The organism is Pseudomonas sp. IPO3774, assembly GCF_013386835.1.
Lineage (GTDB): Bacteria > Pseudomonadota > Gammaproteobacteria > Pseudomonadales > Pseudomonadaceae > Aquipseudomonas.
This window is the reverse complement of record NZ_JACAQY010000047.1, coordinates 22,162-39,634: the sequence shown is the minus strand read 5'-3', so window position 1 is coordinate 39,634 and position 17,473 is coordinate 22,162. Positions and strand designations below refer to the sequence as shown.

Annotated in this window: 17 protein-coding genes; 6 read left to right on the top strand and 11 right to left on the bottom strand. The window is 63.0% G+C overall.

Annotated features, from left to right (window positions below; genetic code table 11):
* Positions 1-83 precede the first annotated feature (83 nt).
* Entirely contained in the window at positions 84-2,672 is a 2,589-nt protein-coding gene (locus HYE77_RS23800) for a hypothetical protein (protein ID WP_177069484.1), read from the top strand.
* A gap of 61 nt (positions 2,673-2,733) precedes the next feature.
* Here the strand turns inward: HYE77_RS23800 and dsbG are convergent, their stop codons facing one another.
* The 3 genes from dsbG to dsbD are packed head-to-tail and all read right to left on the bottom strand — an operon-like array spanning position 2,734 to position 6,070.
* Positions 2,734-3,495, bottom strand: a complete 762-nt coding sequence (gene dsbG / locus HYE77_RS23795) for a thiol:disulfide interchange protein DsbG (protein WP_003209017.1) — start codon at positions 3,493-3,495, stop codon at positions 2,734-2,736.
* On the bottom strand, positions 3,471-4,340 hold the full coding sequence (locus HYE77_RS23790; protein ID WP_087695093.1) for a TlpA disulfide reductase family protein: 870 nt from the start codon (positions 4,338-4,340) through the stop codon (positions 3,471-3,473). The genes dsbG and HYE77_RS23790 overlap by 25 nt, the downstream gene beginning before the upstream one ends.
* A complete protein-coding gene (gene dsbD / locus HYE77_RS23785; RefSeq protein WP_177069483.1) occupies positions 4,340-6,070 on the bottom strand; it encodes a protein-disulfide reductase DsbD in 1,731 nt (576 codons plus the stop codon). Before dsbD ends, HYE77_RS23790 begins: the two co-directional genes overlap by 1 nt.
* 175 nt (positions 6,071-6,245) lie before the next feature.
* Here dsbD and HYE77_RS23780 point away from each other — a divergent pair, with 175 nt between their 5' ends.
* The 5 genes from HYE77_RS23780 to HYE77_RS23760 all read left to right on the top strand — a co-directional run bounded on the left by HYE77_RS23780 (position 6,246) and on the right by HYE77_RS23760 (position 10,998).
* A complete protein-coding gene (locus HYE77_RS23780; RefSeq protein ID WP_003209011.1) occupies positions 6,246-6,926 on the top strand; it encodes a response regulator in 681 nt (226 codons plus the stop codon).
* Positions 6,926-8,245: an ATP-binding protein gene (locus HYE77_RS23775; RefSeq protein ID WP_102369606.1), complete on the top strand. Its 1,320-nt coding sequence runs from the start codon at positions 6,926-6,928 to the stop codon at positions 8,243-8,245. Before HYE77_RS23780 ends, HYE77_RS23775 begins: the two co-directional genes overlap by 1 nt.
* Before the next feature lie 123 nt (positions 8,246-8,368).
* Positions 8,369-9,142 carry an N-acetylmuramoyl-L-alanine amidase gene (locus HYE77_RS23770; protein ID WP_177069482.1) on the top strand — a complete coding sequence of 258 codons (774 nt, stop codon included), beginning with the start codon at positions 8,369-8,371 and terminating at the stop codon, positions 9,140-9,142.
* Between the two features lie 150 nt (positions 9,143-9,292).
* Positions 9,293-10,693 (top strand): aspartate aminotransferase family protein, encoded by a 1,401-nt coding sequence (locus HYE77_RS23765; protein ID WP_003209003.1) that lies wholly within the window; start codon positions 9,293-9,295, stop codon positions 10,691-10,693.
* 80 nt (positions 10,694-10,773) lie between these two features.
* Complete coding sequence (locus tag HYE77_RS23760) at positions 10,774-10,998, top strand: MbtH family protein (RefSeq protein WP_003209001.1); 225 nt, start codon at positions 10,774-10,776, stop codon at positions 10,996-10,998.
* Positions 10,999-11,147: 149 nt separating this feature from the next.
* On the opposite strand, the gene HYE77_RS23755 is transcribed toward HYE77_RS23760, so the two are convergent.
* Genes HYE77_RS23755 through HYE77_RS23720 form a run of 8 tightly spaced genes read right to left on the bottom strand, consistent with a single transcriptional unit; the run spans position 11,148 to position 17,302 of the window.
* Positions 11,148-12,095, bottom strand: coding sequence for a metal ABC transporter solute-binding protein, Zn/Mn family (locus HYE77_RS23755; RefSeq protein WP_177069481.1), 948 nt, complete (start codon positions 12,093-12,095; stop codon positions 11,148-11,150).
* Positions 12,095-12,994, bottom strand: coding sequence for a metal ABC transporter permease (locus HYE77_RS23750; RefSeq protein WP_003208998.1), 900 nt, complete (start codon positions 12,992-12,994; stop codon positions 12,095-12,097). The genes HYE77_RS23755 and HYE77_RS23750 overlap by 1 nt, the downstream gene beginning before the upstream one ends.
* On the bottom strand, positions 12,991-13,737 hold the full coding sequence (locus HYE77_RS23745; protein ID WP_177069479.1) for a metal ABC transporter ATP-binding protein: 747 nt from the start codon (positions 13,735-13,737) through the stop codon (positions 12,991-12,993). The genes HYE77_RS23750 and HYE77_RS23745 overlap by 4 nt, the downstream gene beginning before the upstream one ends.
* Positions 13,734-14,654, bottom strand: a complete 921-nt coding sequence (locus HYE77_RS23740; RefSeq protein WP_023659272.1) for a metal ABC transporter substrate-binding protein — start codon at positions 14,652-14,654, stop codon at positions 13,734-13,736. The genes HYE77_RS23745 and HYE77_RS23740 overlap by 4 nt, the downstream gene beginning before the upstream one ends.
* A gap of 26 nt (positions 14,655-14,680) precedes the next feature.
* The gene (locus tag HYE77_RS23735) at positions 14,681-15,241 is read right to left on the bottom strand and encodes a DUF6162 family protein (protein WP_102605703.1); all 561 of its coding nucleotides are present in this window, start codon (positions 15,239-15,241) and stop codon (positions 14,681-14,683) included.
* Positions 15,238-15,567: a hypothetical protein gene (locus HYE77_RS23730; protein WP_003208992.1), complete on the bottom strand. Its 330-nt coding sequence runs from the start codon at positions 15,565-15,567 to the stop codon at positions 15,238-15,240. Before HYE77_RS23730 ends, HYE77_RS23735 begins: the two co-directional genes overlap by 4 nt.
* Positions 15,564-16,103 carry a hypothetical protein gene (locus tag HYE77_RS23725; protein WP_008431660.1) on the bottom strand — a complete coding sequence of 180 codons (540 nt, stop codon included), beginning with the start codon at positions 16,101-16,103 and terminating at the stop codon, positions 15,564-15,566. The genes HYE77_RS23730 and HYE77_RS23725 overlap by 4 nt, the downstream gene beginning before the upstream one ends.
* Positions 16,100-17,302: a PepSY domain-containing protein gene (locus HYE77_RS23720; protein WP_087695105.1), complete on the bottom strand. Its 1,203-nt coding sequence runs from the start codon at positions 17,300-17,302 to the stop codon at positions 16,100-16,102. Before HYE77_RS23720 ends, HYE77_RS23725 begins: the two co-directional genes overlap by 4 nt.
* Between the last annotated feature and the right edge of the window lie 171 nt (positions 17,303-17,473).

Genomic DNA, 17,473 nt, shown 5'->3' with positions numbered 1-17,473 from the left:
AACTGTGAATTCTGACAGTAGGCAAGGGGGGCATTTCGGCGTGTGATGGGCAACACCATCACTCGTTGAAATGGAGTTCTATCATGCCCAAGTCATCACCGTTGACCCTTGATCTGCCCAAGCCACAGTTGATCGAGGCCGAGGGAGAGCCCCGGGTTGACCCGCTCCAGTTGCTGGAGGGGGCTACTGTCCGGGTGTTCTACGAAGGGATGCTCAGCACCGACAGTATTGTGTTGCGCTGGCAGTCGACACCGGGGGAATACGCGCCGATTGCCTCCCAGGATGGCGTCGAAGCGGGCTCGGTCGAGTTCCACGTACCCCCGTATTACGTAGGGCTGCGCATTGATAACTTCGCGCTGTTTTCCTATGTCGTTACCCGCGATGGCGAGGAACATCCTTCCCCCGTTGCCGACGTGTTCATCAAGCTGCCGTCCAATTTGCCGCAACTGCAGATTCTGCAAGCCTCAGGCGGTGTTCTGGACCTGTCCTTGTTGTGCGGTGAAGACCCGGTTCTGCATGTCGACGCCTGGCCGTTCATCGACCCGGTTCAAGTGGCTCAGGTCTATATCGGGGGGATTTACCCTGATGGGTCCAAGGCCAGTCTCTACCCTTATGAAGATGCACCGGTAACAGAGGAGGACGTGCGCCACGGCTGGACCCGAAAGTTGTCCCGTGCCGAGCTGGCCACGCTCGAGCATGACAGTGAGCTTTATATTGCGTTCTACGTTGAGTTTTTGCCGCGTGCGGGTTCCAGGCCGGTGTATCGGCTGATTTCTGGTTTGGTGTTGACGTTGCTCATCGAGCCTCATTTGGATCTCGTAGCGCCCACGGTGGTGGAAGCCACGCAAATCACACCTGAAAATCTCGTATTGAATCCGGTCAATACCCAGGACGGTGCGACCATCCGGGTCAGCTATGAGCATATGTGCCCTTGCGACTGGGTTTGCGCCTTCTGGGAAGGGACTGCCGGGGCAGGCACTCCGGTACTCGAGTGCAAGCAGGCCGACAATCGGGACGTTGTTGATTTTAATGTGCCGGCGTCAGCCATCAGCGCCAATTTCAATAAGCAGGTGTCGGTCCGCTACACCGTCCGACGGGAAGGGCAAACCTGGTCGGCGCTGCCGCGACCGGTAAAAATCCTGAATATCTCCGGCCTGCCCAAGCCGCAGGTGGAACAGGCCACGGGCAGTACGCTGGACCTCAATACGTTTCAGGGGGACGCGCAACTGACGGTGGCGGCCTATGCCTACGGCGCCTTGGGGCAGCCCTGCTGGATGTGGGTAACGGGTGAGCGGGAAGATGGCGCGCCTTATCGCTTCGATGTGCTGGACGGCGAGCCGCTCTCCGAGCAATGGCTGCAGGAGGGTGTCAGTACGCTGCTGTCCCGGCGCGACCTGCAAAAACTGGCCGATTGCAGCCGCTTTGACGTGCATTTTGCGGTGAACTTCGATGGCCGGTCCGACAGAGCCAGCGCCGAGCCGTTTCCTGTGCTGCACCTGGATATTCATCAGGAAGACCTGGTCCTGAAACCCTTGACCATTCGGGAGGCCGTGGGCTCGCAGTTGACGGTATGGAATGGCCGTGATGGCGTGACGGCACGGGTGCAATATGACCACATCAGTGCTCATGACGAGATCAGCGTGTGTTGGACACAATCGGACGGTAGTTGCCTGCCGTTGCCACCCAAGCCGGGTAACACTGATCCGAAGTACGTTGACTTCACCATTCCCCGCGAGGCTGTAATCGCTGGAAGCGGCAAAACAGTGCCCGTCAGTTACAGCGTCGCGAGCGCATGCAAGCACGTCACGTCAGCTGACCTGGAGCTACAGATCAGTGTCCCGCAGCGCTTGCCTGCGCCAGAGGTGCCGCAGGCCACTCAATTGCCCGGTGGCCAGGGGACACTGGACTTGCGCACCTTTACCGGGGATGCCGAGATTACGCTGCAAGCCTGGTGGTTCATCCTGGCGGGGCAAAAGGGCTGGCTGGAATGTACGGGAACCTTGCTCGACGGGTCGTCCCATACCCTCAAGCTGCTGGTCAATGAGCCGATCACGCAAGAGCAGGCAAACCATGGGTTGTCGCACGTTCTGCCTCGTGAGGAACTGGAAAAGTTTCGCCACAGGTCCGTATTGAACATCGTGTTCAAGGTTACGGCGGACGGCAGCTCCCATGTGAGCGAAGCAATTGTGTTCCCTGTGCTGATGCTGCTGTTGCGCAAGCAGTACAGAGACCTGACGGATTTCAACGATCAGACCTTGGGTTTATGGACCGTAGGGTCAGGCGCACCCGATGCCAGGGATATCAGCATTGAATATATGGGGACGGGACCTGACGGCAAGCCCGATTACGCAGTCAGGAATTTCACATTTACCAATAACAGTTTCGGCCCGATCCTGCAGCGGCGCTTCTTGGATTTGGAGAGCGGTTTTACTTACCGGTTTTCCGTACGGGTTCGACGGTACAGCGTTGCGTTCGCGACGCCCAAGTTATCGTTGCGCAAAGACTCCATTCAACAAACACCGGTGGAAGAGTTGGTTGACCTGAACTGGCACACACTGAGCTTCACCTTTACGCCAACCATCGCTCCCGTGCTGCTGGAAATCTATAGCCATGAAGGCGCTACGAGCGGCAACGATTGGTACATGGATGATTTCCTGGTAGAGGGGATTTAATCCGCGCTGAAAAGACAATGCCCGCTTCGATGCGGGCATTGTCTTTACAGGCTAGGGCTGATTATTTCGGACCGAGAATCTTCACCAGCTTATCCGGCGACGGCGCTCCTTGCTGTTGCTGCAATCCACCCTTGTCATCCAGATAGAAAATTGCCGGCGTGGCCGACAACTCCAGCTCGTCCATCAGCTTCATATTCGAATCAAGCTTGGCCTGGATATCCGCCGGGATCTTTTCCAGCGCCTGCAACTTGCTGCCTTTACCGGCCGACTCATGGGCTTCCAAGGCCTGTTGCGGGTCCTTGGCGGCAAACAGCGCGGCCGACTTGCCCGGGCTGTCTTCACGGATAATCCCCACCATGATGTGCCGCAACTGTACCTTGCCCGACTTCACCCACGGCCGTGCCTGTTCCCAGAACATGTTGCAGTACGGGCAGTTCGGGTCGCTGAACAGGTACACGATGCGCGGCGCGTCCTTGTTGCCGTCCTGGATCCAGTTGCTGTGTTCCATCTTGGCCCAGACTTCCTTGGCCATCGGCGCATACACCAGTTTCTCCAGCGGCGCGGTGCTCAGGTCATTGCCATCGGCGTCGTACAGGTTGCCGGCAATCACGCTTTTGCCATCGGCAGTCAGGTACAGCGCCATGCCACGGTTCTGGTATTGCGCCGCATAACCCGTGAGGCCGCTGGGCGCATCGAACTTGCCGATGATCTTGGCCCCCTTGGCTTCGATGTTCTTGATCGGCGCCGGCCAGTCTTCGGCGTGGACCAGGCTGGCGGCCAGGGTCAGGGGCAGGAGTGTCAGCAGGTGGCGGAGGCGGAGCATGGCGAATTCCTTGTGGTGGCCGGCAAGGCCGGTTTGGCGGGGGTCGGCTCGAAGCGCTCCATGGCGCGGGCCAGGCTGGCCTGTGAGAGTTCGCCCAGGTGGCTGTTGATCAGGCGACCATCAGGTTGGTAGAAGAGGGTGGTGGGCAAGGCCATGGAGCCGACGGCCTGGCCCAGGCGGCCGCTGGCGTCGAACAGCACGTTGTCCAGGTTCAGGCCCTGGGTCGCCAGATAGGTGGCGACGCTTTGCATGCTTTCGGCCTGGTTGACGAACAGGAAGGTCACGTCCGGGCGCTGGCGCTGGGCACTTTCCAGTACCGGCATTTCGCGCCGGCACGGCGGGCACCAGGTGGCCCACAGGTTGATCACCAGCGGGCCGCCCTTGTAGTCGGCCAGTTGCACGGTTTCGCCATTGGCGTTGCGCAGGGCAATGTCCGGCAGGTGCGTGCCTTTTTCGTAGAGGGTCAGGGACAGGCTGGTCAGGGCCCAGAACGCCAGGCCGGTGATCACGCCGGCGCTCAGCGGCTTGCGCAGCAGCGGGCGGCGCCAGCCGTAGATCAGCGCGCCGATGATCAGCACGATCACGCCGGGCCAGGCGAGAAAACCGCCGTCGCGCAGGTCGACGATTTGCAGCGGGTCATTCTGGTAGTACGACCAGTACATCAATACGAAGCTGACGCGTGCGGCGAGCATACCCAGCAGAAACAGGGTGAACAGCACCGACTCGGGGTTCTCGCCGCCGCGCTTGGCCACCCGCCAGCCCACCAGGGTGGCGAGGATCAACGCCGTGATCAGCAGCAAGTGATTCAGGGCGATGGCGAAGGTGCCGATGGTCAGTGTCAGCATCAGAGGGCTTCCCGGGCTTGGGTCCAGCGTTGCAGGAAGGCGGCGGCGTCGACTTCGCCGGTGATGCGCTGGGCGCGGCGCTCTTCACCGTCGGGGCCGATCCAGACGAAGCTCGGCGGGCCGGGGACCTTGTAGCGGCCCAGCAGCTCGCGGCTGGCGGCGTTGTCGGCGGTGACGTCGAGGCGCAGCAGGCGCACATCCTTGAGGGCGTCCAGTACCTCGGGTTTGCCGAACACCTGTTTTTCCATGATCTTGCACGACACGCACCAGTCGGCGTAGTAGTCCACCAGCACCCATTGGCCCTGGGCCTTGGCGCTGTCGAGCTGGCTTTGCAGCACGGCCGGGTCGTTGATGGTCATGAAGGCATCGTGGGCGGTGGGAGCACCGGCTACCCGCGAGCCGCTGTAGACCTTCAGCGGTTGCCACAGGTCGTCGCTGCCGCCGGCCGCGCCGATCACCAATACGCTGCCCCAGAGGCCCAGCACCAGCGAACCGGCACCGAACAGCATGGCGGTACGCCCGAAATCGTGGGCCAGGCGCCAGCCGCAGTAGGCCATGACCAGCGCCAGCACACCCCACAAGCCGAGCCACAGGGTTTCACCGACCACCGGGCGAATCATCAGCACGGCGGTGGCGAGGAACAGGAAGCCGAAGATGCCCTTGAGGATATTCATCCAGGTGCCAGGCTTGGGCAGGAAGCGGTTGCCCACGGTCACCAGCAGCAACAGTGGCACACCGATGCCGATGCCCATGGCAAACAGGATCAAGCCGCCGTGCAAGGCGTTGCCGCTTTGGGCGATGTAGAGCAGCGCGCCGGCCAGGGGCGCGGTCATGCACGGGCCCACCAGCAAGCCGGACAGGGCGCCGAGCACGCCGGCGCCTACCAGGCTGCCGCCGCTTTGGTTGCGGCTGACGTTGTCCAGGCGATCGCGCAGGAAGGCCGGCAGTTGCAGTTCAAAGAAGCCGAACATCGGCAGGGCGAGAATCACAAACAACGCAGCGAAGCTGCCGAGGATCCACGGGGTTTGCAGCAGGGCGGCGAGGTTGCCGCCGAGCAGCGCAGCCAATACACCGAGCGCGGCATACACCAGCGCCATGCACACCACGTAGCTGGCGGCCAGGGCAAAGCCGCGCCGTGGGCTGGCGCCGCTGCCGACCACAAGGCCGGCGAGGATCGGCAACATCGGCAGGGAACACGGGGCGAAGGCCAGCAGCAGGCCCAGGCCGAAGAACACCAGCAGGCTCCAGCCCAGGCTGCGTTGTTGCAGGCCGCTCGCCAGGCTTTGGTCCTGGGCCTGGCCGGTGGCGGCGACGGCAGGGTTGCCGCCCAGGTCCACGGTGATCGATTGCGGCGGGTAGCACAGGCCGGCATCGGCGCAGCCTTGCCAGCCGAGCTTGACCTGGCCGGTGGCGCCAGCGGGAATCTTCACTTCCAGGCCCTGGCGATAGACTTGCTGCTCGCCGAAGAACTCGTCGCTGTGGGCTTCGCCCTGGGGCAACGTCGGCTTTTCGGCCAGGCCATCGAATTTCATGCGCTGCTGGTACAGGTAGTAACCGTCGGCAATCTGCCAATACAACTGGGTTTCGCCGGAGGCCAGACGCTCGGAGGTAAAGGTGAAGGCTTTGCCTACCGGGAGGAAGTCGGGTTTGGTCTCGAATGGATTGTTGCCAGGCGCGGCCTGGGCGAATCCAGCAAACACTACCAGCAGAAAGATAAACAGATGCCGCATGATCAAGCCTTAGTTCGAAGCAAGTGGGACACACAATGTGTGGCGTTGATTAACCGATGATTAACCGGGCTATCCTAGAAAGAAGCGATTATCCGGGATTCTTGGCGTTGGCGGCATAATGCACGCTTAATCCACTGCCTTTTTAATCACCCTCACATTTTGCAAAGGGTTCACCATGCACGTACTGGTCTGTGAAGACGACGAGCTGATCGCCAGCGGCATTGTTGCCGGGCTCAGCGCCCAGGGCCTGACGGTCGAGCGCGTCGGCACGGCTGCGGCTGCCCGGGCGATGCTCAAGGTGGCGGAATTCGACGTGATGGTACTCGACCTCGGCCTGCCGGATGAAGACGGCTTGAAGCTGTTGCAGCAACTGCGCAGCCAGGGCCTGGAGATTCCAGTGCTGATCCTGACCGCACGGGATTCGGTGACCAACCGCGTCGACGGCCTGCAGGCCGGTGCCGACGACTACCTGCTCAAACCCTTCGACCTGCGCGAACTCGCCGCACGCCTGCACACCCTGTTGCGCCGGGTGGCTGGGCGCAGCGTCAACCTGATCGAGCACGGGCGCCTGACCTACAACCCCAGCAGCCGCGAAACGTTGCTGGGCGGTGAGTCGGTGGACCTGTCCCGCCGCGAGCAGGCGCTGTTGCAAGCCCTGTTGCAAAACCGTGGTCGGGTGCTCTCCAGCGAGCAGCTCAAGGACAGCGTCTACGGCCTGAACGACGAACTGGAAAGCAACGCCCTCAACGTGCACATCCACCACCTGCGGCGCAAACTCGGCAACGGCATCGTCGAAACCGTGCGCGGCCTGGGCTATCGCCTGGGCCCGGCTGACGGTGGAGAGGACGCTTCGTGATGAGCCTGCGCCTGCGGCTGACCTTCAAGCTCGGCGCAGCTTTCGTGCTGATCTGGGTCCTGGCCGCCGCGTGGATGCTCAACGACCTGCGCAACCAGATGATGTTTTCCCTCGACCAGCGCCTGGTGGCGTCGGCACGCATGGTGGCGGGCCTGATGGAGCAGATGCCCGGCCTTTCCAGCACGGGGGAGGGCGCGCACTTCAGCGCCGAACAATTGAACGTGCCAGGCGGTATGGCGTGCCAGGTCAGTTCCTTGCGCGGCGTGGTTTTGGCCCGCAGCCACACCACGCCGGACCAGGGCCTGGAGTCGCGCAAGAGCGGCTTTCGCGACCAGATGATTGATGGCGTGGGCTGGCGCAGCTTTACCCTGTCCCGTGGCGATTTGTTTATCACCACCGCCGACCGGCAGGTGGAGCGTGAAGCGTTGAACCTGTCGATCCTGCTGGCCGCCTCGGTGCCGGTGGGCGTGGCATTGTTGGGCTGCCTGTGCCTGTTGTGGCTGGGGATCGGCCAGAGCCTGTTGCCGCTCAACCGCATGCGTGACGCCTTGATGCGCCGCAGTGCCGACTCCCTCGAACCGTTGCAGATCAGCCCGCTGCCCAGCGAACTCAAGCCACTGCTCGACACCCAGAACCAGTTGCTGCAGCGCATCGCCAAGACCATCGAACGCGAACGCCGCTTGACCGGTGACGCGGCCCACGAACTGCGCAGCCCGTTGACCGCGATCAAGACCCACCTGCAAGTGGCGCGCATGACCGAAGGCGCCGCCCGTGACCAGTCCCTGGCCCACGCTGAAGAGGGCGCCGACCGCTTGCACCGCACCCTTGAGCAGTTACTGCTGCTGGCGCGGGTCGAAGGCAGCCTGTCGTTTGATGACGGCCTGCAATCGAGTGCCGAGCAAGTTGCGCAACTGGCGATCCAGGATGCCAACGGCGGCGACAATCAGCGTATTGACCTGATCCTGGCAGACGGTTTGTCCGAAAAACCTTTGGAAATGCCGGTGGGCCTGGCCGTCGCCGCCCTGCGCAACCTGCTGGACAACGCGTTGCGCCACACCCCGGCCGATACCCGGGTGGAGCTGAGTGTGTCCAGCACGGGTGACAACGTGGTGTTCCGGGTGCGTGACCATGGCGCGCCGATTTCCAGCGAAGACTTGCAACACTTGACCCAGCGCTTCTGGCGCAACGGCAACAGCCCGGGTTGCGGCCTGGGGTTGGCGATCGTCCAGGCCATCGTGCAGCGCTGCTCGTGCTCCCTGAAATTCGACAGCCAGGCCGATGGCATGCGCGTCGACCTGGGCATGCCGTTGCGGCGCTGAAACCTTCTTTTCACAGCACACATAGCTACCGCCATCCTCAAGCGCAACGCTTCAGGATGGCGGTCATTTTTTTGTGTTTGAACCGGCTGAATGACTCGGCCTGTGTTGAAAAGGACAGCCCCTATGTTGGTTATCGATTCCACGTATCCCGCAAACGACTTCAATGAGCGCAATGGCCAGGCCGTGCGCCAGGTGATTGTGCATTACACCGCCGCGCCCTTTGCCTCGTCATTGCGTGCACTGACCCGCGACGGTTTCAGTGCCCACTACCTGTTGGCCGACCCCAATGACGCCAGCTACCGCGCCGCCGGCTATGACGAGTTGCGGGTATTTCGCCTGGTGGACGAAGCGCAACGCGCCTGGCACGCCGGCACCAGCCACTGGGCCGGGCGCGATAACCTCAACAGCCGCTCCATCGGCATTGAAATCGTCAACCAGGCCCGGGATGACGCCGGTGTGTTGACCTTCCCGGCCTATGGCGCAGAGCAGATTGACGTGTTGATCGCCTTGATTCGTGACATTCAGGTGCGTTACCCGGCGATCGGTCCTACCGACATCCTCGGGCATTCCGACATTGCCTATTGGCGCAAGAGCGACCCCGGCCCCCGCTTGCCATGGCGCTGCCTGTTCGAGGCGGGCGTGGGGGCCTGGTATGAAGAGGTGGCCAAGATGGCCTATCAACGTCGGTTCGACATCGGCCTGCCGCCAGAGGTTGAGGTGGAGCGGGCGTTCCAGCGCTACGGTTATGCCCCGGCGAAAAATCGCCTGGGTTTCCAGCAACGTGTCCGTGCGTTCCAGATGCATTTTCGGCCCTCTGACTACAGTGGGCGGCTGGATGCGCAGACCTGCGCGATCCTGTATGCGTTGAATGAAAAATACACCGGGGTGGCCGGGTAAATCCGCTAAAGCTGTTTTTAACGACCACAGGTGTAAATCCTCCCTTCGCTGATGCGTTTCCAGAACAGGAAATCCGTGCGCGGCCCTTGGGCCTGGCGCCAACGGGTGGGCAGTTTGGTCACCATCATCAGCGTATTGAGGGATCGAGAGATGTCAGTCGCTACCAGCCGTATCGAAGAGACCCAGGCGGTCCCTGCGGAAACGCTTTACCAGTTCGATGAAACCCCGCTGCTGGCCCGCCAGCGCCAGCAGGAATCCAATGCCCGCAGCTACCCACGGCGCATTCCCCTGGCGCTCAAGCGCGCCCGAGGGATCTATGTCGAGGACGTCGAAGGCCGCAGCTTTATCGATTGCCTGGCCGGTGCCGGCACCCTGGCGCTGGGGCACAACCACCCGGTGGTGATCGATGCCATTCGCCAGGTGCTGAGCGATGAATTGCCGTTGCACACCCTGGACCTGACCACGCCGGTCAAGGACCAATTCGTGCAGGACCTGTTCGGCCTGCTGCCGCCGGCGCTGGCGCGGGAAGCCAAGATCCAGTTCTGCGGCCCCACCGGCACCGATGCGGTGGAAGCCGCGCTGAAACTGGTGCGCACCGCCACCGGGCGGAGCACGGTGTTGTCATTCCAGGGCGGTTATCACGGCATGAGCCAGGGCGCCCTGAGCCTGATGGGCAGCCTGGGGCCGAAGAAGCCACTGGGCGCGTTGCTCGGCAATGGCGTGCAATTCCTGCCATTCCCGTACGACTACCGTTGCCCGTTCGGGCTGGGCGGCGCGGAAGGGGTCAAGGTCAACCTGCATTATCTGGAAAACCTGCTCAACGATCCCGAGGCCGGTGTATTGCTGCCGGCGGCGGTGATCGTCGAGGTGGTGCAAGGCGAGGGCGGCGTGATCCCGGCTGATCTCGACTGGCTGCGCGGCCTGCGGCGCATTACCGAGCAGGCTGGCGTGGCGCTGATTGTCGACGAAATCCAGAGCGGCTTTGGTCGCACCGGCAAGATGTTTGCCTTCGAACATGCCGGCATTGTCCCGGACGTGGTCGTGCTGTCCAAAGCCATCGGCGGCAGCCTGCCACTGGCGGTGGTGGTGTATCGCGACTGGCTCGACACCTGGTTGCCGGGCGCCCATGCCGGGACCTTCCGTGGCAATCAGATGGCCATGGCGGCCGGCTCGGCGGTGATGCGTTACCTCAAGGACCACGACATTCCCGCCCACGCGGCCGCCATGGGCGAGCGCCTCGGCGAGCACCTGCGCATCCTGCAGCGCGACTTCCCGCAGTTGGGAGACATTCGTGGCCGTGGGCTGATGCTCGGTGTGGAATTGGTGGACCCCGCCGGTGCGCCTGATGCCCAGGGCCACCCGCCGGTGCATCGCCAACTGGCGCCGCTGGTGCAGCGTGAATGCCTCAAGCGCGGGTTGATTCTCGAACTGGGCGGGCGACACGGCAGCGTCGTGCGTTTCCTGCCGCCGCTGGTGATTACTGCCGCAGAAATCGACCGTGTGGCCGAGATTTTTGGTCGTGCCCTGGCGGCGTCGGTCACCAGCCTCTAATTTTTTATCGGGCTGGCACGTTCCTTCTTACATCAGCTGTGCGTGGTGCGCAGCCAGCCTTACACCGACGGAGAACAGCAATGACCTCAGTATTCGACCGCGAAGACATCCTGTTTCAGGTAGTGGTCAACCATGAAGAACAATATTCCATCTGGCCCGACTACAAGGCCGTGCCGGAAGGCTGGCGCACCGTGGGCAAGAGCGGGATGAAGAAAGAGTGCCTGGCCTACATCGAAGAAGTGTGGACCGACATGCGCCCGCTGAGCCTGCGCCAGAAGATGGATAGCCAGGCACTTGCCGGCTGACCCGGACCTCGGGCATAACACCGACTCAAATGTGGGAGCGGGCTTGCTCGCGAAGGCGTTGTTTCAGTCACCGTATGTGTTGACTGTCACACCGCATTCGCGAGCAAGCCCGCTCCCACATTTACTGTGTTTCGCCGGTGAGAGGCGCGTTACAGCGCCTTGATCACCTGATCCACATTGCCTTCCAGTTCCGCCACCGGGTCGGCGCCATCGGTGCCCAGCACCAGCAACTTCGCCCCGCCCGCCGTGACCGCCGCCTGCACTGCATCGCTTGGCTTGCGGTGATGCAGCACCACGGCCACCTCATTCTCCTTCAAGCCTTCGCTCAGTTGCTGCAACGCCTCGGGTGTCCACTCGGTATCCGCCCTTGCATCGGTGCTGACCAGCTCCAGGTTCAAGCCACTGACGAGATAAGCAAAGTGATCGCTCAAGCTGGCCACCGTCAGGTTATCGGCCTTGGCCAGTCGCGCTTCGCTGTCGGCGGTGAGCTTGAGCAGGCGTTGCTTGAGCGCGGCCAGGTTGGCTTCGATCTGCGGCTTGGCCTCGGGCGCCAGGCGGCTCAGGTCGGCGGCCATCACATCGGCCATGCGCCCCATGTTGTTGCTGGCTTGCCACGGCTGGCTGTTCAGGCCGTCGGTGGCGCCCGGCTGCACGGCAATCCCCGGCAAGCCGCCGTCCACCGGGCGCGCGGCGTCGACTTCGACGATGCGGATATTGCTGCGCCGGGTCACCGGGTACAGCGGGTCGTCGGGCCACAGCGAGCGCAGGCCGATGGCTGCATCGGCGTCCAGCGCCAGGGTGTTCAGCGCCTGCGCACCGCGCCCGGTGAAATAGGCGACTTGCCGCGAGCCGGGCAGGTTGGCCGGTGCCGCGCGCTCAAGCTGTACGTCAGTGCCTTTGAGCAACACCTGCGCCAAGCCATAGGTGATCGGCAAGGCGGCGAGGACTTTTACCGGTTTTGTCGCCTTGGCCTGGTTCAAGGCAACATGGCCAACGCCTTGGTTGGCGGTGATCTGTAGCGGCTTGACGCCGTCGGCGGCGAATGCCGGTGTGGCAATGGCCAGGGCCAGAAGCAGTGGTCGAAACATCGGGCGCATTATCCAAGATTCCCTTTCAGGCTGGGGACCGTGCCGCGGGCGATGGCGGCGAGGGCGAAGGCGATACCGGCTACCAGAATGATCGCGGCACCGGACGGAATCGGCAGGTCGAAGATGATCGGCAGCAGGATCCCGCACAGGGTGCTGACGGTGGCGATCACCACCGAGATCCAGAAGAAGCCCTTGAGCGACTGGCTCAACAGGCGTGCGGCGGCCGCCGGAATCACCAGCAACGCACCCACCAGGATCGCGCCGATGACCTTGACCGCCGCCACGGTGATCAGGGTCACCAGGATCACGAACAGGTAGTCCAGGGTCTTCACCGCCACCCCGCGCACCGCCGCCAACTGCGGGTTGAAGCTGGCGAGCATGATGCGGTTGTACAGCGGCAGGGCCAGGGCCATCACCAATGCGCCGACAATCGCCAGCACCAACAGGTCATTGCCGTTGACGGTCAGCACCGAGCCGAACAGCACGTTTTCGAGAATGTGCACGTTGATCTTGCCCGCCAGAATCAGCAGCAGGCTCGCGCCCAGGGCCAGGGACACCGAGAGGAATACGCCGATCAGCGTGTCCGGCGCCAGGCCGGTGCGGTTGCGCAGGTAGTTGAGCAGGATCCCGAACAGCAGGCAGTAGCCGAACAGGCTGCCGTAAGGCCCGGTGTAGGGTTCCCCCAGCAGAATGCCCACGGCCACGCCGGTCAGTGCGGCATGGCCCACGGCTTCGGAAAAGAACGCAAAGCGCTTGACCACCACCAGGGTGCCCAAACCGCCCAGCACCGGGCCGATCAGCAGGCCGGCGAGCAGGGCGTTGACTACAAATCCATAGGCCAGCGCTTCCGGCAGATACCCGGAAGACGCCCAGCCCTGGACCATCAGGCGAAAGGCTTCATAGCTCATAAGGCCGGGCTCCGTGGGTGGGTGGAGAACAGGGTCAGCAGGCGGTCCGGGGTCAGTGCTTCTTTCGGCGTGGCGTCGAACAGCACACGGCGGTTCAGGCCGGTGACGCGATCGGCCAGGCGGCCGACGGCTTCCAGGTCGTGTTCGATCCACAGCACGGTGATCCCGGCCTGGCGCCAGTCGTTCAGCAGCCGCTCGAACACCTGGATCCCGGCTTCGTCCAGCGCCGACATCGGTTCGTCCAGCACCAGCAAGTGCGGTGCCGGGATCAAGCCCTGGGCCAGCAGCACCCGCTGGCGTTCACCGCCAGACAGGGCACCCATGCGCCGCTTGCGCTTGTCCTGCATGCCGACTCGCTCCAGTGCGTCGCCAATCGCGGCGGCGTAATGTTTGGACAGCCCGAGAAACGCCGGACGCCGCTGGCACATCGCGGCCATGAAATCGTCGACGGTCATCGGCAAGCCCCGGTCGAACTCCAGCGCCTGGGGCACGTAGCCGATGGTGCCGGGTGCATCCGGCCAATGCAGGCTCAACTGGCCCTGGTGCGGCGTTTGCCCCAGCAGGGTCTTGATCAGCGAGCTTTTGCCGCCGCCGTTGGGGCCCACCAGCGCATGGATGCTGCCGGGCTGCACCTGGAAACTCACTGCATCGAGGATCACCGCACGGCCCAGGGTCAGCGCGACGTTATCGAAGTCGAGGGTCGGGCCAATGCTGGCCACACTGAGGTGTTCAGCCGCCGTCATGCCCCGGACTCCTGAATCGCCCGCACCACGGTGTTGAGGTTGCCGGTCATTTCCACTTCGTATTTTTCCGCGCTGTAGTCGCCATAGGAAATATGCGACAGCGGGTACAGCTTCACCCCGGATTCACGCTGGATGGTGTCGACGTAGCTGGACGGGAAATCCATCTCCGAGAAGATCACTTTCACGTCCAGTTCCCGCAGTTGGTCGATGGTTTTCTTCAACTGGCTGGGGCTCGGCTCGATACCGTGGGCCGGTTCCACCACGGCGGTGACTTCCAGGCCGAATTCCCGCAGCAGGTAGTCATATGCCGCGTGCACGGTGGCCACCCGCAGGTCGGGGTTGGGCGCGCTGGTGAGCTTGGCCAGGGCGTCGGCGCGCATCTGGCGCAGGCGCTTGCCGTAGGCGCGGGCGTTCTGGGTGTAGGTCTTGGCGTTGTCCGGGTCGAGCTTGCCCAGTTCCCGGGCAATGTTGTTCACCTGGGCAATCGAGGCGCTGATGGACAGGAAGGTGTGCGGGTTGACCACCTTGCCCGCACCGCGCGCAGCGTTGCCGGTGGCGGCCAGCAGCGGCACGTTGGCGTTGGCCTCGATCACCGGGATGTCCGGGCGCTCGCTGGTGGCGATCATGCGGTCGGCGAAATCGTCATGGCCGACGCCGTTGAGCACGATCACATCAAGGGTGCCGATGCGTTTGATGTCTTCGGCGCGGGGTTCGTAGGCATGGGGATTGAAACCGGCCGGAATCAGCGGGACAACTTCAGCCTTGTCGCCGACGATATTGGCGACGTAGCTGTAATACGGGTGCAGCGTGATGCCGATGCGCAGGCGCTTTGCCGGGTCGGCACTGGCGAACGGGGCCAGCAGCACGGTGATCAGGCCGACCAGCACCAGACGTAATAATGGAGATGAAATAGACATGGTCTTCTCTCGGCTGCAACGTGAATTCAGTGACGATGCTGGCGGGTGACACCGGCATCGAATTGCGCGACTACCTGCTGCCAGCCCGCGCTGATCAGCGCCTGGTCAGTGAGGTCGGTGGGGGCGGTGAGGTGGGCGCTGCGGTTGAGCCAGATATCCGGCTCGGCGCCGCGGATGCGCATCAACAGCGAACCGCTGAGGTCCGGCGTCTGGCTCAGGCCCAGATAGGCCGCGTCCAGCAACTGCCAGCGGTGGTCGCCACGGCTCACCGAACTGGCGTCCTGGGCAAAGGGCGCGAAGCCCTCTTCGGCCAGCTGTTCAGGCGTCGGCAGAGCGCTGTGTTCCTCCTGCAGCAAGTGGATTTCATCCAGGGTCACCCGCAGGTCGGCGTAGATGCCTTGCTCGGCGGCGCTGAGGTCGCGGCGGGCGTCCAGTTGGTGGCTGGGCACGGCGGCGATCTCCTGGCTTTCACCGCGCAAGGCCACCACCGTGCCGGCAACGGCGAGGATGATCAGGCACAACAGCAGGACATACAGGGTTTCGTGCCCGGCACCGGCCGGGCGCACGACTTGGGTTGTACGGCTCATTGGGGCTGGATATCCGCTTGGTCGATTTCCACCACGTGGCCGGGGCCGGCATCAAACAACACGTAGAACTCGGCGGAGGGTTTCTTGAAGGTCAGCTTCGAGTCTTCTCCCAGCTTGCCGGGCACCAGGATGGTCTCGTCGTAGCCGATCACATCCAGGGTCACGCCGGGGGCACCGCTGCCATCGGAGAAACCACCGGTGCACTGGATCTGCTCGCCGGCGATTTCCTTGCATTCGCACATCGGGTTGTGGGCGAGGGCGACGGTACTGAAACCGGCACTGAGGATCAGCGCGCCAACGGTGCGGGCCAGTTGCGGCAAAGTCATGGTTTAACTCCTCGTTTTTTCAGCCAGTCGATGGTGGCCGGCGATGCCTGGCTCAAGGGAATGGAGGCCTGGTGCATGGCGCCGTCCCAGCCTTCCATGGTGATCCACACTTCGGCGTCCAGCGGGGTGCGCTCAGGGATCGGCAACGCGGCGCCCATGCGGTATGGGGTGCCAAAGAAAATCACCCCGGCCGCCCGCAGGCTGCGGGGCTTGCCGATACGCAGGTAGGTCGCCTTGACCTGGTCGATGCACGTGGCACACAGGGCAGCGTTGAAGGATTTCATCGGGCCTGCCGGGTCCGGGCGCGGCGGCTCGTTGCGTAGCTCGGCGAGCTTCAGGCTCCAGGGGCCGACCTGTACTTCGCCGATCTCCCGTTCGCCCAGGCCGCTGTCGCCGCGAAACAGTGCCGCGTCGGCAAAGTACTTGGGCATGAAGCCCAGGGGCACCAGCAACAGCAGGATATTGATGTGGAAGCGCCATTTGAGCCAGAAGGCCCGCAGGGGCGAGGGGGGTTGAACCGTCATGGCCTTGTTCATGGGTTGGCCTCCGTGGTCTCAGCCTGCAAGGCCTGGGTTTTCGCCGGTTGACGGGCTGCCTTGGCTTCGCGTTTCAGCGCATTGAGGGTGGCCAGAGCCGTGCGTTTGGTCCAGATCAGCAAGCCGCTCAAGACCATCATGCTCAGCACCAGGCCGAAGAAGGCCCAGATCAGCTTGATCCAGATCCCGCCAAAGTCCCCGGTGTGCAACGGGCGCATGGATTCGGTGACGAACTCCAGGGCCGAACGGTCGGACAGCAGGTGCGAGGCGGCGATTTCGCCGTTGTACGGGTTGATTTCCGCGGTCTGGAACATCAGCGGGTACCAGCCACGCCCGCCGATGCGCAGGTGGCTGTAGGCGTTGCTGGGCAGGCTCACGAAGCTGGCCTCAAGCCCGGGAATGCGCTGGGTGGCGATGTTGATCGCCTCGTCCAGGGGAATCATGGGCGCCGGTACGCCCGGGGCGGACATCGGCACTTTGTCGCGGGCAATCGCCGGGACGATCGGCTCGCTGGAAATGGTGATCTGGTTATCACCCAGGATCGCCTGGATCAGGAACCAGGTGCCGGTGATCGAGATCACCGCGATAAACCAGATCGACCAGATGCCGCTCAACCGGTGGAAGTCGCCCCAGAAAATCCGCGCACCGTGACGAATGCGCAGGGTCGGCCTGAAAAAACCTTTCCAGAAACGCTTGTAGACCACGAGGCCGGTGACCAGCGAGGCCAGCAGCGGCAAGCCCAGCAGCGAGACCAGGTACCAGCCCCAGCTGTAGCCATTGGTGAAAGGCACCAGCCACCAGCCATGCAGGGCACGGGTAAATTGCTGGAAGTTGAACGATGGGCTGATGCCCTGGATCACCCCGGTGTATGGGTTGACGTAGACCTCCAGCGAGCGCCCGTCGGGGTAGCTGAGGTCGGCGCTGAGGGCGAAGTGCGATTCGTCCGGGCGGCTCAGGGATTCGACGATCACCTGGGGTTCGGCGCGCTTGATGGCGCCGATCACCTGGTCGTAGGTGAGCGGTTCGGCATCGTCCGACGGCTTGCTGGCGCGGATGTCCGGGTTGGCCAGCCAGACGATCTCCTGGCTGACCACCGCCAGGGTGCCGGTGACGCAGACGATCAGCACAAAGAACCAGATGGGCAATGCCAGCCAGCTGTGCACGAGAAACCAGAGTTTTGAGCGTGACTTCTTCGACATGTGAATGAGGGTCTTGATCGGAGGGAGGCGGTAAAGGCCCGGAAAACGCCACCCGTAGCTTTTGCTGACGCGAGCGGCTGTATCTAAGTTAAGACGGATGAGAAACACAAAACCCTAAGGCGGATATGAAAGTAAATGTTTCAGATACGCATTCATGCAACACGAAACATG